The following is a 24343-nucleotide window of genomic DNA, read 5'->3' on the forward strand; positions in this document are numbered from 1 at the left end:
CATGTCGCTGTCGCAAAACCGCTACACACTTTTGCGCCACACGGTTTAGATCATCCAGCTTTCCGGATTGCTGATCGGCTCCTCGCGAGCGGCGCGTTGCAGGCCGACGACACAGCGCACGACGATCCAGACCGCGGTGGCGATAAACCCTAAAAACCCGATCAGCAACACCATCAGCAGCGCCGAGATGAGACCGAACAACAGCGCAATCCAGAAGGTGCGGATCGCCCAAGTATAGTGTGTCTGGACCCAGGGCGCACCCTTGCCGCGGTTGAGATAAGCAAGCACGACGCCGATGACAGACGTGATCCCCACGGCGAAAGCGACGAGATAGAGCACATAAATGACCTGGACGTTGACCTTCCCGGGCTCCAGCCAGCGATCGGTCTCTCTGGGAGGCGGAGCCTGCGGACCATTGTCACTCATCGATACCTCCCTCTCTCGTCATTTCCCCGTGCCTCAGGAGACGGCCTGCATCCGGCCCGGATTGAAGATCCGCTGTGGATCGAACTTTTCCCGGACGCGCTCGCTCAACAGCGCCACCGGCGCGGGTTGCGGCTCGAACGATGGAATGGTCGCGCGAAAGCCGTCAGCTGCGCGAACGAGGCTCGCATGGCCGCCGCCAAGCGCCTTGATATAGCGGCGCACCAGCGCCGCCTCCGGATCGGCCTCCATGCGCAGCCACACAAGTCCGCCCTGCCAGTCATAAAAGGCATCGACACCCGTTTGCAGGCGCAACGCGGCAACCAGTTGGTGGCCGGCCGAAGGCGCAACCGAGACACGCCAGAGCGGGCGATCCGTGCCATCTGCATAGGGCTTCACATCGCGGATCTCCAACCAGAGCGCCGCCGTCTGCTCCGCATCGAGCCGCGATACCGGACCGAACTTTTCGAGCGCCTTCGACAGTTTTTCCGCGCGGATCGAGACCGAGGCCTGCAAGCCTTCCAGCCGAAGAACGGTTGCTGCGCCATCGGGCAGGCCGCCGGCGATGAACCGGCCGCGGACGCTCTCGGCCAGATGCGCCGCACCTGATACCTCGACCGTTTGCGCCATGGCTTCTGCCATCACGGCCGCCGCCTCGGCATCGTTCAAGCCCGAGACCACGACGGTTTCGCAGGCTGGCGGCTTCGGCAGCACGCGGAATGTCACCTCGGTCAGAATTCCAAGCGTTCCGTGCGAGCCCGCCAAAAGTTTTACCAGATCGAGGCCGGTGACGTTCTTCATCACCCGGCCGCCAGCCTTGATCGCGTCGCCCCTGCCATTGACGAAACGGACGCCGAGCAGGCTGTCGCGAGCGGCACCGGCGATGAGGCGCCTCGGCCCCGAGACATTGGCCGCGAAAACCCCGCCGATCGTCGGTTCGCCGGTCGTTGCAAAGATCGGGCGGTGGTCCATCGGTTCGAATGACAGCATCTGCCGGTTTTCGGCAAGGGCCGCCTCGACCTCGGCAAGCGGCGTCCCGGCGAGCGCGCTGACGGTCATTTCCGCCGGGTTGTAGCTGACAATACCTGAGAGACGGCGGGTGGACAGCACCCGGTCGGCGCGCACGGGGTTGCCGAGGCCGGAGCGCGTGCCGCCGCCGATGACGGTAAGCGACGCCCTTTCCGCGGCCATCGCCCGAACCACGGTTGCGATCCCCTCTTCGCTCGCAGGCTCGAAATGCACGATCATGCGGCGGGGCGTCCTTCGAGCGGAAAGACCTTGGACGGGTTCAGGATCCATTGTGGATCGAAGGCGGCGCGCGCCGCCATCTGCTGGTCCAGATCGGTCTGGGTGAACTGATGCAGCATGAGATCGCGTTTCTCGATACCGACGCCATGTTCGCCGGTCAGGCATCCGCCGGCATCGACGCAAAGCTTCAGGATGTCGTTGCCGGCGCTTTCGGCGCGTGCCGCATCATCGGGGTCGTTGATGTTGTAGAGGATCAGCGGATGCATGTTGCCGTCGCCGGCGTGAAAGACATTGGCGACGCGCAGACCGTAGGAAGCGACGATCTCGCCGGTGCGGCGCAGAACGTGGGAAAGCTGGCTGAGCGGCACGGTGCCGTCCATGCAGATATAGTCGGCGATGCGTCCGGTTGCGCCGAACGCCGATTTGCGGCCCTTCCAGATCAGCGCCGCCTCGAGCGCCGATTGGCTTTCCTTGATTGTGGTAACGCCGTGGCGCCGGGCAACGTCGATGATGCTTGCGAGCATCGCGTCCATCTCGGCCTCCGAGCCCTCCACCTCGACGATCAGTAGCGCCTCCACATCCAGCGGATAGCCGGCATGGGCAAAGGCTTCGCAGATCTCGATTGCCGGCTTGTCCATGAATTCCATGGCGACGGGGATGATGCCGGAACCGATGACGTCGGCGACGCAGGCGCCGGCGGCTTCAGAGGAGGCAAAGCCGAACAGCACCGGGCGGGCGCCCTCGGGCTTGGCGATCAGCCGCACGGTTGCCTCGGTAACGATGCCGAGCTGCCCCTCCGAGCCGCAGACAAGGCCGAGCAGATCGTAGCCGGCCGCATCGAACGCCTTGCCGCCGAGATCAATGATCGTGCCGTCGAACAGCACCATCTTCACGCCCAGCAGATTGTTGGTGGTGACGCCGTATTTCAGGCAATGGGCGCCGCCGGAATTCATGCCGATATTGCCGCCGATGGTGCAGGCAAGCTGCGAACTCGGATCCGGCGCGTAGAAGAAGCCATCGGCGGAAACGGCTTCGGAAATATTGAGATTGGTCACACCGGCCTGGACCGTCGCGGTGCGGTTGAAGAAGTCGATATCGAGGATGCGCGACATCTTCGAGAGGCCGATTACCACAGCGTCTTCCTGGGGGATGGCGCCGCCGGACAAAGAGGTGCCGGCGCCACGCGGCACGACGGGAATGCCGTAGCGGCTGCAATATTTAAGCACCGCTGCCACCTGTTCGGTCGTCTCGGGCAGGGCGACGGCAAGCGGCATGCGGCGATAGGCGATGAAGGCATCGGTCTCGAACGGCTTTAAGCCGCGCTCGTCGCTGATGAGGCAGCCTGATGGCAGCAGGTCTGCCAGGTCAGCAGCGATCTCGCGGCGCCGGGCGATGACGGCCGGCCTTGGCTGCAGAAAGCCGATCGTTTCCGCCATCAAATCCTCCGCCCATATGTCAATTGGTTCATTTTCTTTACCACTAGGATAGCCCCCTCGCAAATGCTATCGAGCTTTTCCATTTCGGAAACAATGGCAACGATTGATGACGAATTTAGGCGATCTTGAGATTTTTGCACGCGTCGTTTCCTCCGGCAGTATGTCGGCAGCAGGGCGGGCGCTCGGATTTTCCCCCGCGGTCATCTCCAAACGGATCAAGCGGCTGGAAGACCGGCTGGGCACGCGCCTGTTGCAGCGCACCACCCGGCAGATCTCGCTAACCGAGGCGGGCCAGGGCTTCTACGACCGCGTGCTCGGCATCCTCACGGGCATCGAAGAGGCGGAAGCCTATGCCTCAGGACGCTCGTCGCAGCCGCAGGGCGTGCTTCGCATTTCGGCGCCGACCTCCTTTGGCCGCATGCATATCGCGCCGCATCTGACCGGCTTCATGAAGGACCATCTGGATCTCAAGCTGCACATCGTGCTCACCGACGACTTTACCGATATCGTCGCCGAGGGCTTCGACATGGCCGTGCGCATCGGTGAGCTGACCGATTCGAGCCTGGTAGCGCGCAAGCTCGCGCCGGTCCGCAGGCTGCTCTGCGCCTCGCCGGACTACATTGCCAGCAACGGCGCCCCGAACGAGATTGGCGACCTCGCCCGGCATTTCTGCCTGCCCGCCCACAACAACGACAACTGGAAGCTCGAAGGGCCGGAGGGATCGCTCGTCTGGCACCCCGAAGGGCCGCTGGTGACCAATTCCTCTGAAATCGTCCGGGCGGCGGTGATCGCCGGCGCCGGCATCGCGCTCCGCTCCACCTGGGATATCGGCCCGGAGCTGCGCAGCGGCCAGCTGGTGCAGGTGCTGCCGCAATGGGAGGGCTCGAAGAACCTGACGCTATCGGCCGTCTACCCGAGCCGCCAGTTCCTGCCGGCCAAGGTGCGCCTGTTCATCGATTATCTCGCCGGCCTCTACGGGCCTGTCCCCTATTGGGAACGATAGGCGCTATTTGTGCTCGCCGTCGCCGTGATGGTGGCGGATGCGGCGAACGATGAGCCAGACGCCGGCGACCGCGAAGGGCACGGCAAGTCCGGTCAACAGACCGGGATCGATCGGCAGCTCATGGCTGACCGCCTTGGCGAGATAGCCGAACAGACCGACGACGTAATAGGAGATCGCGGCAACCGACAGACCCTCGACAGTCTGCTGCAGCCGCAGCTGCAACTTCGCGCGCCGATCCATCGAGTTCAAAAGGGCGCTGTTCTGCCGCTCCAGTTCGACATCGACCCAACTGCGCAGGAGCGCGGTGGCGCGGGCGAGCTTGCGCGACAGGTTCGCCTGCCGCTCCTCCACCGACTGGCAGGTGCGCATTGCCGGCGCCAGCCGACGCTCGAGAAAGGTGCCGATCGTCTCGTAGCCGGGGACCGCCGTCTCGGCCAGGGTGCGGATGCGCTCCTGGACGATGCCGTAATAGGCGCGGCTGGCGCCGAAGCGATAGAGGCTGAGTGCAGCACCCGCCTCCAGATCGGCCGCAAGCCGGGTGATCTCCGCCAGCATGTCGTCCGCCTCTTCGCGGACGTTCTCCTTCATGCGCTGAGTGATCGCCGTCAGGCCGTCTTCGGTGCGGCGGATCTCCGGCGACAGTGATTGCGCCAACGGCAGGCCGACCATCGCCAGCGTCCGATAGGTTTCGATATCGAGCAGACGCTGGATCAACGCGCCGGTGCCGGCCTCGGTCATGCCGCGGTCGATCACCAGGATCTGCGTCAGACCGTCACCGTTCTGGCGAAAGTCAGTGACGAGGATCGCCTGGCCGTTCTTCGTCTCGCTGTAACAGAGGCTGGTCGGGTCGAAAGCCTTGATCGCCTCGCGGGTCTCCGGTGAGTCCGCGCGGATCTCGAGGCGGATGCCCGAAATGAGCGAGCCGGGCGGCGAAAAGCCGTCGCCGAATGGGTGGATCGCCACCTCGCCACCGAAATGCTCCGGCGCCGGGCCGTCCCAAAAATAGGTCGAAAATTCCGTATGCCGTTCCCAGCGCAGCGTGCCCTGCCCCCAGGCCATGGCATGATGGTTGGCATCGCGTCCAGGCGGCGCAATGCCACGCGAACGCGACAATTCCGACAGAACGGCGTGGTCGACGATCGAGCCGCCCTCGGTCATGAAGGCGAGCTGAAAGATCACGCGCGGCGTCGCCACCAGGGCGTAAGGCCGCGAATGGACCTCGCCCAGCGCCTGCGCTCGCATCGGCGCGACCGGAAATGCAAAACTTCCCTTTGCCATGAAGCGCTTTATCCCCCTCACGCGTTCATCATGACTCTCTTATCAACCGAATGAGCAAAAGCAAAAGGACGCATTGCCGCAGTTTGACTTTTGTCAGGGCGGCCAAAGTGGACAAGGAAATTGACCAGTTGGCTGCCGATGCCTAGATTGCGGCGCATGGGAGACCCAAGCGTGACCGAAGACCAGATCGACCTCTATGCCCGCATCAGCCACAGCCGCACGGCGGACGAGGTTGTCCAACAGATCGAGCTTCTCATCCTCGAAGGCATCCTGCGCGACGGCGACAGGCTGCCGGGCGAACGGGAACTGTCGAAGCGTTTCGACGTGTCGCGGCCGATCCTGCGCGAAGCGTTGAAGGAACTGGAGGCGCGCGGCCTCGTCGAGAGCCGCCACGGCGGCGGTACCTTCGTTGCCGATGTCGTCGGCGAAGTCTTCTCCAAGCCGCTGATCGAGCTGATCGGCCGCCACCACAAGGCGACGCAGGATTATCTCGAATATCGCCGCGAACTCGAAGGCTTGACCGCGGAACTGGCGGCAACGCGCGCAACGGATTTCGACCGCGATATCCTCACGCGCATTATCGAGCGAATGCGAACCGCCCACCGCAGTGGTGACTTCAACGACGAACTAGCCTCCGACGTCGAGTTGCATCAGGCGATCGGCGAAAGCGCCCACAACATCATCCTCATGCACACGCTGCGCGCCTGTTACCGGCTGCTGACGCAGGGGATCTTTTTTCACCGCAATTCGGTCTTCGACGCGCCAGGGGCGCGTGACCGGCTGCTCGCGCAACACGAGGCAATCTACGACGCGATCATGGCCGGAGACCCGAAAGCGGCCAAGGCCGCTGCCCAAAGCCATATCGATTTTGTTGCCGCCTCCACCCGCGAGGCCGAGCGCACCGGCGAGTGGGCGCGCATCGCGCGGCTGCGCCTCCAGCAGCGCGATCAGGCGAGCTGAAGCCGGGACCAACGCCCGGTTGCCGCCCCGCTGGCAAAACAGGCGCGAAAGCACCATATTCTGTCGCATCGGGACCACAGTTTGCAGCGAAGCTGACCGCATATCCGGCAGCCGACACGGTGCGACGTTTACACGCAACGCGACGCTGGCATAATGGCTGGAACGTCCAACGAACACTGATTCGCTAAGAGGAGAGCAAACGACCTTGAACTTCCTGAACCGGCTCGCATCCGATGTGCAGCTGATGCTGCGTCGACCGGCGCGCATGCAATATGCAGCGCTCTGTTTCCGTGTTCGCAAGAAGTCCAAGGCGCTCGAGATTCTGCTGATCACCAGCCGTGATACCGGCCGCTGGGTCATTCCCAAGGGATGGCCTATGCAAGGCAAGCGTGCCCACGAGGTGGCCGAGCGCGAGGCCTATGAAGAGGCAGGCGTCAAGGGCCGAGTGCAGAAGGCCCCGGCCGGCTTCTATCTCTACAAGAAGCGCATGGATCACGGCCTGAAGATCTCGGTCAAGGTCCAGGTGCATGCCCTCGAGGTAGACGATCTCTGCAAGCACTTCCCCGAGGAAGGTGTGCGCAAGCTGGAATGGGTCAGCTGCGAGGAGGCAGCCAGCCGTGTCGCAGAGCCGACACTGAAGGAGCTTATCCTCGCCTTCGGCCGCCGCGTGGCGGCACCGCCCTCGCCGGTCCCCAAGGCCGTCACCGGCTAGCCACCGCGGGCGATATCTTCGGCCATCTTTTGCACAGCTTTGCAGACATCATCAATTCCGCTTGAAAGCATTTCGCGGTGGCAGTAGTGGCCATGGTGAAAAGGGAGACCGCCATTGCCAAAGTCGCGCACGCGCCTTGAAAAGCAGACGCTCGACAAGGATCTGGACAAGTTCAGCCTTGCCGAGGAGGCATCGCAGCAGGTGATGCGTGGTCTGGCAGCCCCGGGCCTCGCTCTCCTGTTCCTGCTGCTCAGCATGGCATTTGCCGCAAGCTTCGTGACGAACTCGGCGACCGCGCCGATCATCATCGCCGCAGCCGCGATCGCCGGCTACATGGCGATGAACATCGGCGCCAACGACGTCACCAACAACGTCGGCGCGGCCGTTGGCGCCAAGGCGATGTCGATGGTAACGGCGCTGACAATCGCCGCCGTCTTCGAAATCGCTGGCGCGATGCTCGCCGGCCGTCAGGTGACACTGACGGTCGAGGCGGGCATCATTTACGGAGAAGACATTCTCGGGGCCCAGACGATCGTCTGGGTGATGATGGCGGCGCTCGCCTCGTCGGCCGTCTGGATCAATATCGCCACCTATTCCGGCGCGCCGGTTTCAACGACCCATTCGATCATTGGCGGCATCGTCGGAGCGGGCATTGCGGCTGCAGGCGTCTCCAGCGTGCAATGGTGGGAACTTGCCGGCATCACCGCCAGTTGGTCGATTTCACCTGTTCTCGGCGGCGTCATCGCCGCTGCCTTCCTTGCGCTTCTCAAGGAATTCATCATCTACCGCGAGGACAAGATCGCATCGGCCAGGCGCTGGATGCCCGTGCTTCTCGGGGTGACGGCAGGTTGTTTTACCGCCTATCTCGCGGTGATCGCCCTGGTGCAGGTTGCCTCGATCTCGCTGGTGACGGGCCTCGGCCTCGGCCTGATCGTCGGCATCGTCGTCTATTTCCTGAGCAAACCGTGGATTCGCCGTCAGTCGGAGGGTCTCGACAACCGCAATCAGTCGCTACGCAAGCTGTTTCGTGCGCCGCTGATCCTGGCGGCTGCGCTGCTTTCCTTCGCACACGGCGCCAATGACGTTTCCAACGCCATCGGTCCGCTGTCGGCGATCGTGTCCGCGCTCGACGGTGTCATCACCACGGAGAGATCGCCAACACCGCTTTGGGAACTTGCGATCGGCGCCATCGGCATATCGCTCGGCCTGCTGCTCTATGGCCCACGGCTGATCCGCGTCGTCGGCCAGGAAATCACCCGCCTCAATCCGATGCGCGCCTTCTGCGTTGCGCTGGCAACCGCGGTAACCGTGCTGCTCGCCTCCGCCCTCGGCCTGCCGATCAGCTCGACCCACACGGCGGTCGGCGCCGTCTTCGGCGTCGGCTTCTTCCGCGAATGGTATACTCGGCACTCGCAGCGTCGCCTGGAATATGTGCGCCAGAAGACCGGGCAGGCAGACTTCATGGGATCGACCGAGACCAACTTTGCCGAGGTCCGCCGCCGCCGACTGGTGCGCCGCTCGCATTTTCTGACGATCGTTGCCGCCTGGGTCATCACCGTTCCGGCCTCGGCCCTGCTTTCGGCCGTCGTCTACTTCATCCTTTCCAGCCTGTTCATCTAGAGGTAATCGACATGCGCGCCAATTTTCGCATGCAGCGACTGTTCGTGGAACATGCACTCCATGCCGGTGCAACCCAGGAGACGACCAAGGAACAGTTCAACTATTTGATCAACGTGCTCCGCTACGAGGAAGGCGGGTCCGTCCTCGTGTTCAACGGCCGCGACGGCGAATGGCGAGCCGAGCTTTCGCTCCCGACCAAGAAGCGCCTGATCCTGACTGCCGTCGAGCAGACACGTCCGCAGCCGGCACCTTGCGATCTCGTCTATCTCTTTGCACCGCTAAAGGTCGGCCGCCTCGACTACCTCGTGCAGAAGGCCGTCGAGATGGGCGCCGGGGTGCTCCAGCCGGTGATGACGCAACATGTTCAGGGCAAGATCGGCAACCTCGACCGGGTGCGCGCCAATGTCGTCGAGGCCGCGGAACAATGTGGCGTGCTCGGCATACCCAGTGTCGAAGAGCCCCGCCGGCTTGAGGACCTGCTGCAAAGTTGGCCCGCGGATCGGCGCATCATCTTCTGCGACGAAGGCAGCAACAGCCAGAATCCGCTACCGATCCTGAACGGCATTAAGGAAAAGAAGCTGGCACTGCTGATCGGGCCCGAAGGCGGTTTTTCCGACAGCGAGCGAAGCCTGCTGCGCAGCCTCGATTTCGTCACCGCCATTCCTCTTGGCCCCCGCATTCTCAGGGCCGATACCGCAGCGGTTGCGGCCATGGCGGTCATACAGGCAACGGTCGGTGATTGGCACTAACCGGTCGTTCGCACGCAAGCGCGGCGCATACTTTTTTTGAACAGATCTTGAAAGAAATTGACTTGCACCGCACCTGAATACGGTTCAAGCAGCCCCATCCACTTCCGCTGACCGGCGGAACCGCTCAAGCAAAAGAAGACGCTCATGGCCCGAGATACCACCGACCAGACGCCGGTAACCTCTGTCGCTGACCTGACCGCTTATCTGGCGGAGGGCTCGAAACCGGAGGAGCGGTTCCGGATCGGAACGGAGCACGAAAAGTTTGCCTTCTTTAAGGCGGACAACAGCCCCGTGCCCTATTACGGCGACGCCAGCATCCAGGCGCTGCTCAACGGTATGGCTGCAAAGAGCGGCTGGGATCCGATCGTTGACGAGGGCAATATCATCGGTCTTGCCGAGCATTCCGGCAACGGGGCGATCTCGCTGGAGCCGGGCGGTCAGTTCGAGCTCTCCGGTGCGCCACTCGAAAACCTCCACCAGACTTGCAAGGAATCGAACCAGCACCTCGCCGTCCTGCGCGAAGTGGCCGAGCCACTCGGCATTCGCTTCCTCGGCATCGGTGGCAGCCCGAAATGGACGTTTGACGAAACGCCGCGCATGCCGAAATCGCGCTATGGCATCATGAGCCGCTACATGCCCAAGGTCGGCACCAAGGGTCTCGACATGATGTATCGCACCTGCACGATCCAAGTGAACCTCGACTTCTCCTCGGAAGAGGACATGCGCCGCAAGATGCAGGTGTCCTTGAAGCTGCAGCCGCTGGCGACCGCTCTGTTTGCAAGCTCCCCCTTCACCGATGGCAAGCCGAACGGGCTCCTGTCCTGGCGCGGCGATATCTGGCGCGACACAGACAACCAGCGCTCCGGCCTTCTGCCTTCCGCTTTCAAGCCGGACTTCGGCTTTGCGGACTATGTCGAATGGGCGCTCGACGTGCCTATGTATTTTGTCGTTCGCGACGACCACTATCACGACTGTACCCATGTCACCTTCCGTCAGTTCATGGGCGGAGCGCTCAAGGGCGAGATCGCCGACTGGCAGCCGAACATGGGCGACTGGACCAATCATCTCTCGACCCTCTTCCCCGACGTGCGCCTCAAGCGCTTCCTGGAGATGCGGGGCGCCGACGGCGGCCCCTGGCGTCGGATCTGCGCTCTGCCTGCCTTCTGGGTCGGCCTGCTTTACGACGGCGAGGCGCTCTCTGCCGCCGAAGCACTCACGCGCGACTGGACCTTCGAGGAGGTCGGCTCACTGCGTGACACAGTGCCCGCCCAGGCGCTCAACACAAAATTCCGCGCCGGCAGCCTCTACGACATCGCCCGCGAAGTCGTTTCGATCTCGCGCGGCGGCCTGAAGCGACGCAACCGGCTGAACGGCGACGGCATCGACGAAAGCCAGTTCCTCGCACCGCTCGACGAAGTGCTTGCCAAGAAGGCAACGCTCGCCGAGGATCTGCTGTCGCTCTACAACGGCCGCTGGAATGGCTCCGTCGATCCGGTCTTTGCCGAGTACCAGTACTGAGCCGGTAAGCCTGCCATTACAGCGCCGCGCGTCAGGCATGACGCGCCCAAGGACGCTGTAACCGCTTAAACTTGCTGCATAATTTCGTCCTTAAATCGAGCCGGATTTAAGGAATTATGCAGTAAAAAGCGGTTTCCAGCCTCCAATTTCCCGGTATAGTGCAACGATATGCGTCGCTTGCAGCGCCGCGCATCAGACATGACGCGCAAAGGACGCTGCCACGCTTTACACTTGCTGCATCATTTTCCCCTTAAATCGTTCCGATCTAAGGAATCAGGCAGCAGCCGAAGGGAACCGGGGATGGCACCGCTTTTTGACATGTTCACGCAGGCGCAGAACGGACAGGCCACGGAGCTGATGGCTCGACAATTCGGGCTTGCGCAGGAGCAGATGGCGAAAGCTACCGCAGCGCTGCTCCCGGCCTTTTCCGCCGCCTTCAAGCGCAACACCACAAACCCCTACGATTTCGGCGCGCTGCTGACGGCGATGTCCAGCGGCAGCTATGCCAAATACTTCGAGGACGTGAGCCAGGCATTCACGCCGCAAGGCATGGCCGACGGCAACGGCATCCTCGGCCAGCTCTTCGGCTCCAAGGAAATGTCGCGCGCGATCGCGGCCCAGGCAGCCCAGGTCACCGGCATCAGCCAGGAGATCTACAAGCAGATGCTGCCGGCCATGGCCGATACGTTGATGGGCGGGCTGTTCAAGCAGGCGACGGGCCAGTTTGCAGGCGCGAACGTCGCCTTTGCCAACAATCCGATGGCAACGATGATGCAGCAGTGGATGCAGGCGGCCGGCCTTGCCAGGAAGCCGGAGCCGCAGGCCAACCCCTTCGACAATCCGTTTACGCAGGCGATGCAGGACTTCTTCGGTGCCGGCAAGAAAGAAGAGAAGGCCAAGGCGCCCGACCTCTTCGCCGATAATCCCTTCATGAAGGCGTTCCAGGACATGATGCAGACCGGCGCCGGCACGACAGCCAAGCCGGCTGCTGACAATCCTGCCGTCGCCCAGTTTTCGCAGATGATGAACAGCATGTTCGACAGCGGGCTGGAAATGCAGAAGGAATATCAGAAGAACATCGAGGCGCTGTTCGACAGCTACAAGACCGGCACCGGCGACAAGGCCTGAGCTGGATTAGAGCATTTCCAGAAAAAGTGCGAAGTGGTTTTCCGCCTGGAAATGCGTAAAAACAAAGAGATAGAGCGTTTCTGCGACTCCGTCTAAACCGGAAACGCTCGACGACGCTACCCTCACCAATCCGGCACCTGCTGGAAAAGAAAAAGGCCCGGTACATGTCTTGGTTCATGTACCGGGCCAAGCGGCAGGGTCTATTGGCTCTACCCTGCGGGGAACGTTTGGGCGCGCGATAGAGGCAGCAGCACCGAAACTTCGAAATTCGTAGCATGACCCGCGTTGGCGGCAGCTTGCGCGGATCATGCTCGACTGGCGCATCTCAAGCGGCGGGATGCGCCATAGGGAAATCAATCGTGACGGATCCCCTTGTAGAAGAGGCTCACGCGGTTTCGCGACGCACGCGTCAGATAGCTGGCGGGATTGTCGAAGAAGGGCGAGGTGATCGCCTCGTGCACATCTTCGCGCCGTAGCCCCATATCGAGCAGTTGGCGGTCATCCAGCTCATTCAGACGCGCAATCTGGCATCGGCTTCGAAACAGGCGCCATGCAGCCGTCATCACGCCGATAACGCCAGCGGCGCGGGAGGCATAGGCCTGCTTTCCGGCAACGAGGTCGAGGACGTGGTCGGTCGTGCGCATGACGGTACTCCTTTTTTCAGGCACGAAGGGACCCGTCCCCTGCGCGAGGTCAAACGCAGGGGTGGGCCAGGGAAGTTGGGATTAGCCGGCACCTGTGCCGGCCGGGATCAATGAAATTTGCCCCTGATAGATCGCAAATCCTTATTGATCAGTCCAACGAATGTTTTTAATGATATTCATCAAACAATCTTATGGGTGTATCACGGCCATGTCCGCACCGCTTGACATTGATCAGCTGCAAACCTTTGTCGCGATCGCCGACACGGGCAGCTTCACCAAGGCCGCCGACCGGGTTTTCAAGACACAGTCGGCCGTATCCATGCAGATGCGGCGCCTGGAAGAGCGCATCGGCAAGCCGTTGTTCATGAAGGACGGGCGCGGCAACCGCCTGACCGTCGAGGGTGACCGGCTGCTCAACTTCGCCCGCCGGATGATCCGTCTCAACAACGAGGCGATGGCCTCCTTCGACGACAATCGCCTCGAGGGCACGCTGCGCATCGGCACGCCTGATGACTATGCCGACCGCTACATGCCGGAGATCATCGTGCGGTTTGCCAAGACGCATCCGAACGTCGAGCTCTACATCATCTGCGAACCTTCGGTGGATCTTGCGGAGAAGATGGCCAAGGGCGATCTCGACATCGCACTGGTTACGCACAATCCACGTGCCCGAGCCTCGGACGTGGTGCGCACAGAGCCGCTCTGTTGGGTAAGTTCGATCAACCATCCGCTGCCGGAAAATGCGCCAATCCCGCTTGCGGTCGGCCGACGCGACTGCCAGTGGCGGCAGGCGGCCTGCGCCGCGCTCGATGCGACCGGCAAGGAATACCAGATCCTGTTTACCAGTTGGTCCTCGACCGTGGTCGCGGCCGCCGTGCTTGCCGGCATGGCGGTTTCGGTCCTGCCGGAATCGGCGCTGCGTCCGGGCATGAAGGTGCTGACGCTTGCGGACGGCTTCCCGGCGCTGGCTCCAGTGCAGATCGGCATCATGAAGCGGCCGGGTCTGTCGCCATCGCTATCGAATGCGATCACCAACCACATCACCGCCTGCCTGGACAACATCACGCCGATCACCGTCAACGACGACATCGACGGCGATATCAAGGGTTTTCCGCGCTATCCGCGGCTGCGGCAAAGCCACATGCTGCCGGGCTGGTAAGCATTTTTCGACACTTAGCAAAAAGGCCGCGCTTCCCGTGGGAGGCGCGGCCTTTTTTATGCGAAACGAGACGGGAGGGAAGAGGCGGACCCAGTGCCCGCCTCTTCTCCCCGCTTACAAGGTAGCGCTGCTGATCGCGCCGCCTTCATAGGCGTGAGCGGCTAGATCATTTCACTGTTTCATCGAAACAGTGAAATGATCTAACTCGTTGAAATAACGCAATTCCGGACGGGAAACCGTTTCACACTCTTCCTGGAATTGCTCTAGCCGAGCTTCGCCTTCAGAAATTCGACAGTGCGGCTCCAGGCAAGATCGGCTGCGGCCTTGTCGTAGCGGGCGGCCGACGTGTCGTTGTTGAAGGCGTGGTTGACGCCGTCATAGACATAGATCGTCGCGTCCTTGCCATTGTCGGTCAGCGCCTTGCGATAGGCTTCGATACCCGCATTAATGCGTTCGTCGAGGCCGGCATAATGCAGCAACAGCGCCGCCTTGATCTTCGGCACGTTCTCGGCCTTGGGCTGCGCGCCATAATAGGCGACACCCGCCTTGAGATCGGGCGCATTGACCGCAAGCCGATTGACCAGTCCACCGCCCCAGCAAAAGCCGATGGCGCCGACCTTGCCGGTCGACTGCGCGTGCTCTTCGAGGAATGCGACGGTTGCCACAGCATCCGCATTGGTTTCGGCGGCATCGAGCGCGCCGATCATCTCGCGTGCCTTGTCCTCATCCGCCGGCGTGCCGCCCGATGGCGACAGAAAATCCGGGGCGAGCGCGATGAAGCCCTCGAGCGCCATGCGGCGGGCGACATCGCGAATATGTGGATTGAGCCCGCGGTTCTCGTGGATGACGATGACGGCCGGCAGCTTTCCGGTCATGTTTGCCGGGCGGACCAGATAGCCCTTCATGTCGCCGTCGGCGCCGGGATAGGAAATGTCCTCGCCGATGATGCGATTGTCGGTATCTGCGATCATTTCGGCCTTGGCGCTGCTAGCAGCAAGCAAGGGGGCAATTGATGCTGCGGCCGCGGCAGAGCCGGCAAGTGCGGTCAGCGTTTCCATGAAACGGCGGCGATCAAGACTGAGATGGGTGTACTCGTCGTAAGCGTCGATCATTGCCTGCGTGATGACGGGTTTGTTCATGACGGCCTCCTTCGGTTTCTTCTCCTCAACAGCGCCGCGCGTTAGATATGGTGCGCCAAGGGCGCTGTAAGGCTTTAAACTCGCTGCATGATTTCTCCCACAAATCGGTTCCGATTTAAGGAATTATGCAGTGGCGGCAGCGCGAAAGATTACCGCCCGTGACAGAATAGGTCAGCGGGCGGCATCGAACATACAAACTTGCGTTACCGCTTGGCGGAAAGGCACACTTCGCAGCAGGCGGATCAGCCGGCGAGATCAAGCACAATGCGGCCATCGATCTTGCCCTCTTCCATGCGCTGGAAGATGGCGTTGATGTTCTCGATCTTGTCCCAGGTGAAGTGGGAGGCGACCTTGCCCTCGCCCGCAAACTCCAGTGACTCCTCGAGGTCCTGGCGGGTGCCGACGATAGAGCCGCGGATGGTGATGCGCTTCAGGACCGTATCGAAGATCGGCACGCACATCTGGCCAGGCGGCAGACCGACCAACGCCATCGTTCCCTTGGAGCGCAGCATGTTGAAGGCCTGCTCCATCGCCTTGGGTGCCACGGCCGTCACCAGCGCGCCGTGCACGCCGCCGGTCGCCTTCTGCACCTGCTCGACCGCATCCTTGTCGCGCGCATCGACGACGAGATCGGCGCCCAGCTTTCCCGCCAGCGCCAGCTTGTCGGGGAAGATATCGACGGCTGCGACATGCATGCCCATGGCCTTGGCGTATTGAACCGCCATGTGACCGAGACCGCCGATGCCGGAGATCAGCGCCCATTCGCCGGGGCGCACTTCCGTTTCCTTGAGACCCTTGTAAACCGTGACGCCGGCGCAAAGGACGGGCGCCGCCGGGCCGAACTCGAGCTTATCAGGCAGCCGGCCGACAAAGTCCGGATCGGCCAGGCCATACTCCGCGAACGTGCCGTTGACCGAATAGCCGGTGTTCTGCTGGCTGCCGCAGAGCGTCTCCCATCCGGTCCGGCATGGCGTGCAACCACCGCAGGCGGTGTGCAGCCACGGCACGCCGACGCGGTCGCCTTCCTTCAGCCGCTTGACGCCGGAGCCGAGCTTGGCGACATAACCGACGCCCTCGTGGCCGGGGATGAATGGTGGATTGGGTTTTACCGGCCAGTCACCGTTCACCGCATGCAGGTCGGTATGGCAGACGCCGGTCGCCTGAAACTTGATCAGCACCTGGCCGGGACCGGGCACTGGTATAGGCATTTCCTCGATCACGAGCGGCTTGCGGAATTCGCGCACCACGGCGGCTTTCATCGTTGCGGTCATATCGATCTCCGATGCTGTCTTGTTCGACGTCGGCGCAAAGGCCTTTGCCGGGCACGCGAGGCGCCAGCGACAAAGCTACGCTAACGACAGCCAGACTATCCGCAAAGTCGTGACGGGTACTTGATACGCATCAAGGCGCGAAGTTCATGTCGGAAAGTGTCGCAGATTTGCGTCAGTCGTGCCGGAGCGGCACCCGACCCAAAGCGCCGCGCGTCTTACCAGACGCGCAGAGGTCGCTGTAGCGTTTTGAATTGCTGCCTGTTTTGTCCTGAAACCGGCTGCGATTTAAGGAAACACGCAGCCATCAGTTCATCGCCATCCAGACGGAAAGCCAGATCCACATCCCACCGAGTGCAGCCACGCCGACCATGAACAGCGGTCGGCGGTAGCGGATGCGGTTGCTGGTGACATGGACGAAGGCATGCAGATAGCGCGAAGCAATGAACACCCAGGCGAGCGCCAGCGAGACGATATTGTCAGCCTCGGTGATGTAGAGAAGCACGCAGCAGACGTGGAAAAGCACCGGCAGTTCGAACTGGTTGGCGATGCTGTTGCGGACGACCAGGCTCTCGCCCGGCTCGTCGCGGTTCTCGCGAAACTGCGAAACCGAAACCTTGCCGGCCCGCACGAGACCGACGCGGCGGATCGACAGCAGGGCATAGAGGACGAAAACGAGCAGCACATGCGCCACCATCGGCCGGAAGATCTCGAAGCCCGTCACCGCTCTTACTCCACTCGACACAACCAAACAGGAAAACGGGGGCGCCGGATGGCACCCCCCATCAGGAAAAACGGGGGCGCCGGCCGGCGCCCCCGGGAGGACTCTTAGTGCGAGCCCGGATAGTTCGGGCTTTCGCGGGTGATGGTGACATCATGCGCATGGCTTTCCCGAAGGCCGGCGCCGGAGATGCGCACGAAGGTGGCGCGCTCCTGATAGTCCTTGATCGTCGCGCCGCCGACATAACCCATCGACGCCTTGAGGCCGCCGGCGAGCTGATGCAGAACGCCGGACACAGGGCCCTTGTAGGGAACCTGGCCTTCGATGCCTTCCGGTACGAGCTTCAGCGTGTCGCGCACTTCGGCCTGGAAATAGCGGTCGGCCGAGCCCCGCGCCATCGCGCCAACGGAACCCATGCCACGATAGGCCTTGAACGAGCGGCCCTGGTAGAGGAACACTTCACCTGGGCTTTCGTCGGTACCGGCAAGCAGCGAACCGACCATGACGGCGGAAGCGCCGGCGGCGATCGCCTTGGCCAGGTCGCCCGAGAACTTGATACCGCCGTCGGCGATGACGGGAATGTCCGCGGCCTGAGCGGCTTCGACAGCAGCCATGATCGCGGCCAGCTGCGGAACGCCGACGCCGGCCACGATACGCGTGGTGCAGATCGAGCCCGGACCGATACCCACCTTGACCGCATCGGCACCGGCGTCGATCAACGCCTTGGTGCCATCAGCGGTGGCGACGTTGCCGGCCATGATGCGAACCGAGTTCGACAGCGTCTTGACGCGGGTGACCGCATCGAGAACGCGCTGCGAATGGCCGTGCGCGGTATCGACAACAATAAGGTCGACGCCGGCGTCGATCAGACGTTCGGCGCGCTCGAAGCCATCATCGCCGACGGAGATGGCGGCGGCGGCGCGAAGACGGCCCTGCGCATCCTTGGAGGCGTTGGGGTTCAACTGCGACTTCTCGATGTCCTTGACGGTGATGAGGCCGACGCAACGGCCGTCGCCGTCGACGACCAGAAGCTTTTCGATGCGGTGCATGTGCAGCAGGCGCTTGGCCTCCTGCTGGTCGACGCTTTCCTTGACGGTGATGAGGTTTTCACGCGTCATCAACTCGTAGATCTTCTGGTTCGGATCGGAGGCGAAACGCACGTCGCGATTGGTGAGGATACCGACGAGACGGCCCTGCTTCTGGCCACCGTTGCCGCCGTTTTCAACGACCGGGATACCGGAAATGCCATGGATCTTCATCAGGCCGAGGGCGTCCGCCAGGGTGCCATCGGGACCGATCGTCACCGGATTGACGACCATGCCGCTTTCGAACTTCTTGACCTGGCGGACCTCTTCGGCCTGCTCGACCGGCGTCAGGTTGCGGTGGATGACGCCGATGCCGCCGGCCTGTGCCATGGCGATCGCCAGGCGTCCTTCGGTCACGGTATCCATGGCCGAGGAAAGGATCGGGAGGTTGAGGTCGATATCCTGCGCGATGCGGGTAGAGATGTTCGTCTGTCCCGGCATGACTTCGGAATGCCCGGGCTGGAGCAGAACGTCGTCGAAGGTCAGAGCCTCCAGACCGGTTGCCGTTTCGATGATACGCGCCATGGCCAATTCCCTTCAATAAACGAAAATCCCCGGGAAACGGGCTGCGATTTGCCCACCGGGTGACTTCAAAGCTTTTCTTGGAAGTTGGCGAGGGCTCGTAACACGGATATGTCAGGATGAAAATAGCAAAGCCCGGGAAATGTCCCGGGCTCGACCCATTGTTGTTGCATGGCAACATTTTTGCCCGTCCGCAAAGCTCAGATATCGAGCTGGTAGCTCGCCGGCACGAAGCGATAGCCCTGGTCGTGCACTTCCACGAAACCGACGGCCGGGAATGGCATGTGGTAGCCGATGAAGGGCAGTCTTTCGTTCGCAATCATGTCGAAGACCTTGCGGCGCGAGACGGCAGCCGCTGCCTTGTCCATGTCGAAGCGCACCTCCCAGTCCGGCCGCTGCAGCGACAGGACATAATGATTGGCGGTATCGGCCGTCAGCATCATCGCCTTGCCGTCCGATTCGAGACGGAACACCATGTGTCCGGGGGAATGGCCGAAGGCAGCCATCGCCGAAATGCCCGGCGCCACGTCGGCGCCGTCGCCGATGAACGTCGCCTTCTCGGCGAGCGGCACGACCTTTTCCAGCACACCCTTATGGCCACCCTCGGCCGGCGTGCCGACCCGGGCCGGGTCCTTCCAGAAGGCATATTCGGCCTCGCCGATGATATAACGGGCATTGGCAAAGGCCGGCTTGCCGCCCTCCATCAGGCCGCCGATATGGTCGCCGTGCATATGCGTCAGCACCACCACGGAGACGCGCTCGGGCGCGTAGCCAGCCGCGCGGATGCCGTCGATGAGGCGGCCGGAACCCGCTTCCCGTCCGGCTTCGCCCAGGCCGGTGTCGAACAGGATCACCTCGCTCCCGGTATCGACGAGAACAGGCGAATAGCTGTTGAGCAGCGCGTCGGTTGGAAGAAAATTCTTGGCCAGCAATTCGGATACGGCCTGTTCCGACTGGTTCGTGCCGTAGGTCTCATGCGGCCTGGCAGAGACGCGCGTGCCGTCGCTGATGACAACAACCTTGAGCGCGCCGAGTTTGAGAGCCCGGATGGGCGTTTGTGCTGATTGCATGTTCCGGTTGTCCGCTTTTTCCTGCGCTGCGGCAGATCCCACCATGATTGAGGGTGCCGCCAATACACCCGTTGTCCCCGCCGTCATCAAGGTGCGGCGGTTCATCGACATGTCGCTCGTCATCATTTTCTCCCGAAATCGCAGCTTCGGTTCCATCACCCGGCCAGAACTAGCGTCTTGACAGCAACGGACAGGCGGGATCACAGGCTTTTGATCCACAATCGTCGGTTTGGTCCCGACAAAGCCATCGCAAGCGCTAGCTTGGAGCCGAGCTGACGCTGACCACGCCCAAGGCAAATTCGCATGAACCGTATCGTCCCGATGATCCTAGCCGTCGCGCTCTTCATGGAGCAGATGGATTCCACCGTCATTTCGACATCGCTGCCGGCTATCGCCCGCGACATCGGCGTCGGGCCGATCACGCTCAAGCTGGCGCTGACCGCCTATATGGTGTCGCTGGCGATCTTCATCCCCTTGAGCGGCTGGATGGCCGACCGTTTCGGCGCCAAGAAGATCTTTCGCGCGGCGATCCTCGTCTTCATCGCTGGTTCAATCCTTTGCGCCATCTCCGACAGCCTGCTCGCCTTCGTGCTGTCACGGTTCCTGCAGGGCATGGGCGGTGCGATGATGACGCCCGTCGCCCGCCTCGTCTTGGTGCGCAGCGCACCGCGCAGCGAGCTCGTCTCGGCCATGGCGCTGCTCACGATCCCGGCGCTGGTGGGGCCGCTTGCCGGGCCGCCGCTCGGCGGCTTCATCACCACCTATTTCTCCTGGCACTGGATCTTCCTGATCAACGTGCCTGTCGGCATCGCCGGCTATATCCTCTCCGGCATCTACCTGCCCCACAAGGAACCCCGCAATCCGCCGCCGGTCGACATTGTCGGCTTCCTGCTCGGCGGCATCGCCGCATCCGGCGTCGTCTTCGGCCTGTCGGTCATCAGCCTGCCGGCGCTGCCGCCGATCATCGGTATCGGCTCGGTCATCACGGGTGTGATCGCCACCCTGCTTTACATCGTCCATGCCCGAAGCCATCCGCACCCGATCCTCGACCTCAAACTGTTTCAGGACAGCGCGTTTCGCGCCGCCCAGATCGGCGGCACGGTATTCCGCATTTCCGTCGGCGCGGTGCCCTTCCTGATGCCGCTGATGCTGCAGGTCGGTTTCGGCCTCAACCCGTTCCAGTCCGGGATGATCACCTTCATCGGCGCGGTCGGCGCGATCACCACCAAATTCTATGCGCGCCGCGTGCTCGCCTTCGCCGGCTTCCGCACGACGCTGATCATCGCCGCCATCATTGCAGCGGTCACCACCTTCGCCAACGGCTTCTTCACGCCGGCAACGCCCTATCTGGTGATGGTCACCATTCTCTTGATCGCCGGTTTTGCCCGCTCGTTCTTCTTCACCAGCGTCAACGCACTGTCGTTTGCCGATATCGACGATGCGGATGCCAGCAAGGCGACATCGATGAGCGCGGTTCTGCAGCAGATCAGCCTGGCGCTCGGCGTGGCCGTTGCCGGCGCGATCCTCGAAATCGAGACCTCGCTCAGCGGCGGGCCGCTGCAACTCGACAACTTCCATACTGCCTTCATGATCATCGCCATCGCCAACCTTCTGGCGGCAATCCCGTTCCTGACAATGGCGAAGAATGCCGGCGCATCCGTTTCCGGCCACAGGCTGCCCGTGCGGGAAATCGAAACGACGGCAGGAAAGTGAAAGATTATTCCGGCCGTTCGCAGACGGCAGACAGCTTGTTGCCATCCCGGTCGCGCACGAAGGCCGCGTAGAAATGCGCGTGGAACGGCCTGAGGCCGGGGGCGCCCTCGTCCGTGCCGCCGTTGGCAAGTGCTGCCGCATGGAAGGCATCGACCGCCGCGCGCGTTTCGGCTTCAAGCGCGATGGTCGCTCCATTGCCAAAGGTCGCAGGCTTGCCATTGAACGGTGTCACCACCCAGAAGCGGCACCTGATATCGCCATCGGCGCTGTAGCCGATTTCGGTCTCGTCCTGGCGCTGACGGCGGTATCCGAGCGTCGCCAGAACCGGGTCGTAAAACACGCCCGCGCCGTCGAGATCGTTGGTGCCGACCGTCACATAAAGCAGCATGATTTAGTCCGCAGCCTCGTCTTCCATCGGTTCGTCCGTGTCGGTGACGCGGCGTCCCTTGAAGCCCTTGGCGAGCAGGAACATTTCCACCGATTCGGCACGCGAAGACGCCGGCTTGATGTGGATGACCTGGCGGAAATTCTGTTTGAGCATGTTGAGCAGATCGCGCTCGGTGCCGCCCTGGAAGGTTTTTGCCAGGAAATGCCCACCTTCTGCGAGAACGTCGACGGCGAAATGGGCTGCGACTTCGCAGAGATGCATGGTACGGAAATGGTCCGTCTGGCGGTGTCCCGTCGTCGGCGCCGCCATGTCGGAGATGACCAGATCCGGCGTGCCGCCGATCGCTTCCATCAGCTTCTCAGGCGCCTGCGGGTCGAGGAAGTCCATCTGCAGGATGCGAACGCCCGGCAGCGGATCCATCTCCAGGAAGTCGATCGCTGCCACACGCGGATCGTCATCCGTCGAATTGGTCACCTTGGCGGCGATCTGCGACCAGCTGCCGGGAGCGGCACCCAGGTCGATGATGCGACGGGTGCCATTGAGGATCTTGTGCTTCTCGTCGATCTCCAAGAGCTTGAAGGCCGCGCGCGCCCGGTAGCCTTCGAGCTGGGCGCGCTGGACATAGGGATCGTTGATATGGCGCTCGATCCAGCGGCGGGACGAAGCCTTGAGCTTGCCCTTCTTGACCTTCTGACCAAGCTTTCGACCGCTGCGGTTGCCGCCAACAGGAGGTTTCGTCATGTCTTGTTTCCTTCGTGGCGGCGACTGCCGCACATCCCTTCGGACGCACCGGGCCTGCCGTATCTGCAGAAGTTATCGCACAATTGCCTAAATCGTTGTCCGATTGAAGGAATTATGTGGTTGAGCTGCGCTGATGCCGGCGCGGTCGCGAGCGCCGCCAGGCGCCATCATCCGCCATCATGTCGGTCAGCAAGCCTTCGCGCAGCCCGCGATCGGCAACACGCATGCGCGTCGATGGCCAGCGGCGACGGATCGCTTCGAGGATTGCGCAGCCTGCCAGCACCAGATCGGCGCGATCGGGGCCGATGCAAGGGTTTGCCGCCCGCGCATCAAAATCCCACGAAAGCAGCCGCGCTTGCATGGCGGACACCTCGTCATCGGAAAGCCAGAGACCATCGACGCGGCGGCGGTCGTAGCGCGGAAGATCCAGATGAACGCCGGCAAGCGTGGTCACCGTGCCCGACGTGCCGATCAGGTGGAAGCCGCTGCCGGCAATGCCCGTTGCCAGCGCTTCGACCGGCGGGCTGTCGAAACGCGACAGCATGCCCTCGACTTCCTGGACCATGGCTTCGAAGTTTGCCGGGGTGACATGTTGGCCGCCATGGCGTTCGGAAAGGGTCACGACGCCGACCGGCAGCGAGGTCCAGTGGGTGATGTGATTGGCGAGCCGATTAGACCTGCTATCGCCGATGCGGATGACGGCGATCTCCGAGGAGCCTCCGCCGATATCGAAGAGAACGACCGACCTTGTCTCGCGATCGACCAGCGACGAGCAGCCCGACACGGCAAGCCGCGCCTCGGTCTCGCGGTTGATGATCTCAAGCTCGAGCCCGGTTTCCTTGGCCACGCGCTCGAGGAAGCTTTCGCCGTTTTCGGCGGCGCGCGCAGCTTCGGTGGCGATCAGCCGGCGGCGGCGAATCATCCGCGCACCCAGTTTGGTAGCGCAGACTTTCAGCGCCTCGACGGCGCGGTCCATCGCGTCCTCGGACAACCGGCCGCTGGCACCCAGCCCTTCACCCAGCCTGACGATGCGCGAGAAGGCATCCACCACCCGGAACTGGCCGGGGCGGGTCGGCTGCGCAATCAGCAGACGGCAATTGTTGGTACCGAGATCCAGCGCCGCATAAAGCGGCGCCGGCGGCTCGCTGGCGGCAACGAACGGCGCGCGCGGCTGGTCGCCCCGCGGGGCAGCCTGCCCGCCGGACTGAGGCGCTCCGGGCCTAGACGTGGTTGCGCCCTCGCTGGGGCGCGATTGTGCTTGCTGCTGACGCTCGCCCGAGGTGAGCGGCCGTCCCTGAATGCCACGGCGATGCCGCGCCTTCTTGTTGCGCTTGTGCCCCTTCCTGTCGCCCATTGCCGGGTCGACAAGCTGCACGTCGCGACCGCCCGCGGAAGCGGGCGCGGCCTGAGCCTGCTGTTTTGCGGATTTCGAACGACGACGCCGTTTGCGCTTGCGCGCCGGTTCCGCATCGTCTGGTCCTGCGGGACGCCCTGCCATGCCGGCACCGCCGGGTTGGCTGGCAATTGCAGACGGCAAAGCAGACGACTTGCGCCGTTTCCGCTTGCCCTTGCCGTTGCGCGGACCCATCTTGGGTCCATCGCTACGGCCTGCTGCCGACGCCCCGGATTCGGACGGCTTTTCGCCGTGATCGGGGTCTTTCACTTGTCTCAACCATCGCGCCGCGCAAAGCCTTTCGGCCGCTCAAGGCGCTTTCTCGATTTTTCGTTGGGGCGACTGTACCAGTGCAGTCCCCATTCGCCAAACTTTTTTTGAGAAACGGCTTGTGCACAACAAAGTGGCTGCGCGGCTTTCCCCTG

22 protein-coding genes are annotated in these 24343 nt (G+C 62.6%); 9 read left to right on the forward strand and 13 right to left on the reverse strand.

The window, feature by feature from the left end; all coding sequences use genetic code 11:
* Positions 1 to 45: 45 nt before the first annotated feature.
* Genes ASD02_RS00510 through ASD02_RS00520 form a run of 3 tightly spaced genes read right to left on the reverse strand, consistent with a single transcriptional unit; the run spans position 46 to position 3107 of the window.
* A complete protein-coding gene (locus ASD02_RS00510; RefSeq protein WP_025426044.1) occupies positions 46 to 426 on the reverse strand; it encodes a DUF4870 domain-containing protein in 381 nt (126 codons plus the stop codon).
* A gap of 33 nt (positions 427 to 459) precedes the next feature.
* Positions 460 to 1671: a glycolate oxidase subunit GlcE gene (gene glcE / locus ASD02_RS00515; protein WP_057211572.1), complete on the reverse strand. Its 1212-nt coding sequence runs from the start codon at positions 1669 to 1671 to the stop codon at positions 460 to 462.
* Positions 1668 to 3107, reverse strand: coding sequence for an FAD-linked oxidase C-terminal domain-containing protein (locus ASD02_RS00520; protein ID WP_025426042.1), 1440 nt, complete (start codon positions 3105 to 3107; stop codon positions 1668 to 1670). Before ASD02_RS00520 ends, glcE begins: the two co-directional genes overlap by 4 nt.
* 106 nt (positions 3108 to 3213) lie before the next feature.
* Here ASD02_RS00520 and ASD02_RS00525 point away from each other — a divergent pair, with 106 nt between their 5' ends.
* On the forward strand, positions 3214 to 4110 hold the full coding sequence (locus ASD02_RS00525) for a LysR family transcriptional regulator (protein ID WP_057221872.1): 897 nt from the start codon (positions 3214 to 3216) through the stop codon (positions 4108 to 4110).
* A gap of 3 nt (positions 4111 to 4113) precedes the next feature.
* Here ASD02_RS00525 and ASD02_RS00530 read toward each other — a convergent pair whose 3' ends face one another.
* The gene (locus ASD02_RS00530; RefSeq protein ID WP_025426040.1) at positions 4114 to 5388 is read right to left on the reverse strand and encodes a DUF3422 family protein; all 1275 of its coding nucleotides are present in this window, start codon (positions 5386 to 5388) and stop codon (positions 4114 to 4116) included.
* 171 nt (positions 5389 to 5559) lie between these two features.
* Between ASD02_RS00530 and ASD02_RS00535 the strand changes: the two genes are divergently transcribed.
* The 6 genes from ASD02_RS00535 (at position 5560) to ASD02_RS00560 (ending at position 12075) form a co-directional block, all read left to right on the forward strand.
* Positions 5560 to 6348 carry a FadR/GntR family transcriptional regulator gene (locus ASD02_RS00535; protein WP_025426039.1) on the forward strand — a complete coding sequence of 263 codons (789 nt, stop codon included), beginning with the start codon at positions 5560 to 5562 and terminating at the stop codon, positions 6346 to 6348.
* A gap of 205 nt (positions 6349 to 6553) precedes the next feature.
* Positions 6554 to 7060 carry an NUDIX hydrolase gene (locus tag ASD02_RS00540; RefSeq protein WP_025426038.1) on the forward strand — a complete coding sequence of 169 codons (507 nt, stop codon included), beginning with the start codon at positions 6554 to 6556 and terminating at the stop codon, positions 7058 to 7060.
* A 114-nt stretch (positions 7061 to 7174) separates the two neighbouring features.
* Positions 7175 to 8680 carry an inorganic phosphate transporter gene (locus ASD02_RS00545; RefSeq protein ID WP_025426037.1) on the forward strand — a complete coding sequence of 502 codons (1506 nt, stop codon included), beginning with the start codon at positions 7175 to 7177 and terminating at the stop codon, positions 8678 to 8680.
* Positions 8681 to 8691: 11 nt separating this feature from the next.
* Positions 8692 to 9429: a 16S rRNA (uracil(1498)-N(3))-methyltransferase gene (locus tag ASD02_RS00550; protein ID WP_025426036.1), complete on the forward strand. Its 738-nt coding sequence runs from the start codon at positions 8692 to 8694 to the stop codon at positions 9427 to 9429.
* A gap of 144 nt (positions 9430 to 9573) precedes the next feature.
* Positions 9574 to 10947: a glutamate--cysteine ligase gene (locus ASD02_RS00555; protein WP_025426035.1), complete on the forward strand. Its 1374-nt coding sequence runs from the start codon at positions 9574 to 9576 to the stop codon at positions 10945 to 10947.
* A 300-nt stretch (positions 10948 to 11247) separates the two neighbouring features.
* Positions 11248 to 12075, forward strand: coding sequence for a DUF937 domain-containing protein (locus ASD02_RS00560; RefSeq protein WP_057211571.1), 828 nt, complete (start codon positions 11248 to 11250; stop codon positions 12073 to 12075).
* Between the two features lie 353 nt (positions 12076 to 12428).
* Here ASD02_RS00560 and ASD02_RS00565 read toward each other — a convergent pair whose 3' ends face one another.
* Complete coding sequence (locus tag ASD02_RS00565; protein ID WP_057211569.1) at positions 12429 to 12719, reverse strand: DUF1127 domain-containing protein; 291 nt, start codon at positions 12717 to 12719, stop codon at positions 12429 to 12431.
* 208 nt (positions 12720 to 12927) lie between these two features.
* Here ASD02_RS00565 and ASD02_RS00570 point away from each other — a divergent pair, with 208 nt between their 5' ends.
* Positions 12928 to 13878 carry a LysR substrate-binding domain-containing protein gene (locus ASD02_RS00570; protein WP_025426032.1) on the forward strand — a complete coding sequence of 317 codons (951 nt, stop codon included), beginning with the start codon at positions 12928 to 12930 and terminating at the stop codon, positions 13876 to 13878.
* 263 nt (positions 13879 to 14141) lie between these two features.
* Here ASD02_RS00570 and ASD02_RS00575 read toward each other — a convergent pair whose 3' ends face one another.
* The 5 genes from ASD02_RS00575 to ASD02_RS00595 all read right to left on the reverse strand — a co-directional run bounded on the left by ASD02_RS00575 (position 14142) and on the right by ASD02_RS00595 (position 19806).
* Positions 14142 to 15017, reverse strand: a complete 876-nt coding sequence (locus ASD02_RS00575) for a dienelactone hydrolase family protein (protein WP_025426031.1) — start codon at positions 15015 to 15017, stop codon at positions 14142 to 14144.
* 242 nt (positions 15018 to 15259) lie between these two features.
* Positions 15260 to 16288, reverse strand: coding sequence for an alcohol dehydrogenase AdhP (adhP, locus tag ASD02_RS00580; protein ID WP_025426030.1), 1029 nt, complete (start codon positions 16286 to 16288; stop codon positions 15260 to 15262).
* 304 nt (positions 16289 to 16592) lie between these two features.
* Complete coding sequence (locus ASD02_RS00585; protein WP_025426029.1) at positions 16593 to 17009, reverse strand: MAPEG family protein; 417 nt, start codon at positions 17007 to 17009, stop codon at positions 16593 to 16595.
* 104 nt (positions 17010 to 17113) lie between these two features.
* The gene (gene guaB, locus ASD02_RS00590; protein ID WP_025426028.1) at positions 17114 to 18616 is read right to left on the reverse strand and encodes an IMP dehydrogenase; all 1503 of its coding nucleotides are present in this window, start codon (positions 18614 to 18616) and stop codon (positions 17114 to 17116) included.
* 197 nt (positions 18617 to 18813) lie between these two features.
* A complete protein-coding gene (locus ASD02_RS00595) occupies positions 18814 to 19806 on the reverse strand; it encodes an MBL fold metallo-hydrolase (protein WP_025426027.1) in 993 nt (330 codons plus the stop codon).
* 180 nt (positions 19807 to 19986) lie between these two features.
* On the opposite strand from ASD02_RS00595, the gene ASD02_RS00600 reads away from it, so the two are divergent.
* A complete protein-coding gene (locus tag ASD02_RS00600; RefSeq protein ID WP_057221871.1) occupies positions 19987 to 21396 on the forward strand; it encodes a DHA2 family efflux MFS transporter permease subunit in 1410 nt (469 codons plus the stop codon).
* Between the two features lie 4 nt (positions 21397 to 21400).
* Here the strand turns inward: ASD02_RS00600 and ASD02_RS00605 are convergent, their stop codons facing one another.
* The 3 genes from ASD02_RS00605 to ASD02_RS00615 form a co-directional block, all read right to left on the reverse strand.
* Positions 21401 to 21784, reverse strand: a complete 384-nt coding sequence (locus tag ASD02_RS00605; protein ID WP_025426025.1) for a VOC family protein — start codon at positions 21782 to 21784, stop codon at positions 21401 to 21403.
* Positions 21785 to 21787: 3 nt separating this feature from the next.
* A complete protein-coding gene (locus ASD02_RS00610; protein ID WP_057221870.1) occupies positions 21788 to 22525 on the reverse strand; it encodes an RlmE family RNA methyltransferase in 738 nt (245 codons plus the stop codon).
* Between the two features lie 112 nt (positions 22526 to 22637).
* Positions 22638 to 24188, reverse strand: coding sequence for a Ppx/GppA phosphatase family protein (locus ASD02_RS00615; protein ID WP_025426023.1), 1551 nt, complete (start codon positions 24186 to 24188; stop codon positions 22638 to 22640).
* Positions 24189 to 24343: the final 155 nt, after the last annotated feature.

It is taken from the genome of Ensifer sp. Root1252 (genome assembly GCF_001425885.1).
GTDB lineage: Bacteria > Pseudomonadota > Alphaproteobacteria > Rhizobiales > Rhizobiaceae > Ensifer > Ensifer canadensis.

Excerpts from the sequence above, each read along its gene's own strand:
- ASD02_RS00510 (WP_025426044.1), bottom strand. The coding sequence starts at position 426 with ATGAGTGACAATGGTCCGCAGGCTCCGCCTCCCAGAGAGACCGATCGC.
- glcE (WP_057211572.1), bottom strand. The coding sequence starts at position 1,671 with ATGATCGTGCATTTCGAGCCTGCGAGCGAAGAGGGGATCGCAACCGTG.
- ASD02_RS00520 (WP_025426042.1), bottom strand. The coding sequence starts at position 3,107 with ATGGCGGAAACGATCGGCTTTCTGCAGCCAAGGCCGGCCGTCATCGCC.
- ASD02_RS00525 (WP_057221872.1), top strand. The coding sequence starts at position 3,214 with ATGACGAATTTAGGCGATCTTGAGATTTTTGCACGCGTCGTTTCCTCC.
- ASD02_RS00530 (WP_025426040.1), bottom strand. The coding sequence starts at position 5,388 with ATGGCAAAGGGAAGTTTTGCATTTCCGGTCGCGCCGATGCGAGCGCAG.
- ASD02_RS00550 (WP_025426036.1), top strand. The coding sequence starts at position 8,692 with ATGCGCGCCAATTTTCGCATGCAGCGACTGTTCGTGGAACATGCACTC.
- ASD02_RS00555 (WP_025426035.1), top strand. The coding sequence starts at position 9,574 with ATGGCCCGAGATACCACCGACCAGACGCCGGTAACCTCTGTCGCTGAC.
- ASD02_RS00560 (WP_057211571.1), top strand. The coding sequence starts at position 11,248 with ATGGCACCGCTTTTTGACATGTTCACGCAGGCGCAGAACGGACAGGCC.
- ASD02_RS00565 (WP_057211569.1), bottom strand. The coding sequence starts at position 12,719 with ATGCGCACGACCGACCACGTCCTCGACCTCGTTGCCGGAAAGCAGGCC.
- ASD02_RS00570 (WP_025426032.1), top strand. The coding sequence starts at position 12,928 with ATGTCCGCACCGCTTGACATTGATCAGCTGCAAACCTTTGTCGCGATC.
- ASD02_RS00575 (WP_025426031.1), bottom strand. The coding sequence starts at position 15,017 with ATGAACAAACCCGTCATCACGCAGGCAATGATCGACGCTTACGACGAG.
- adhP (WP_025426030.1), bottom strand. The coding sequence starts at position 16,288 with ATGACCGCAACGATGAAAGCCGCCGTGGTGCGCGAATTCCGCAAGCCG.
- guaB (WP_025426028.1), bottom strand. The coding sequence starts at position 18,616 with ATGGCGCGTATCATCGAAACGGCAACCGGTCTGGAGGCTCTGACCTTC.
- ASD02_RS00595 (WP_025426027.1), bottom strand. The coding sequence starts at position 19,806 with ATGACGAGCGACATGTCGATGAACCGCCGCACCTTGATGACGGCGGGG.
- ASD02_RS00600 (WP_057221871.1), top strand. The coding sequence starts at position 19,987 with ATGAACCGTATCGTCCCGATGATCCTAGCCGTCGCGCTCTTCATGGAG.
- ASD02_RS00605 (WP_025426025.1), bottom strand. The coding sequence starts at position 21,784 with ATGCTGCTTTATGTGACGGTCGGCACCAACGATCTCGACGGCGCGGGC.
- ASD02_RS00610 (WP_057221870.1), bottom strand. The coding sequence starts at position 22,525 with ATGACGAAACCTCCTGTTGGCGGCAACCGCAGCGGTCGAAAGCTTGGT.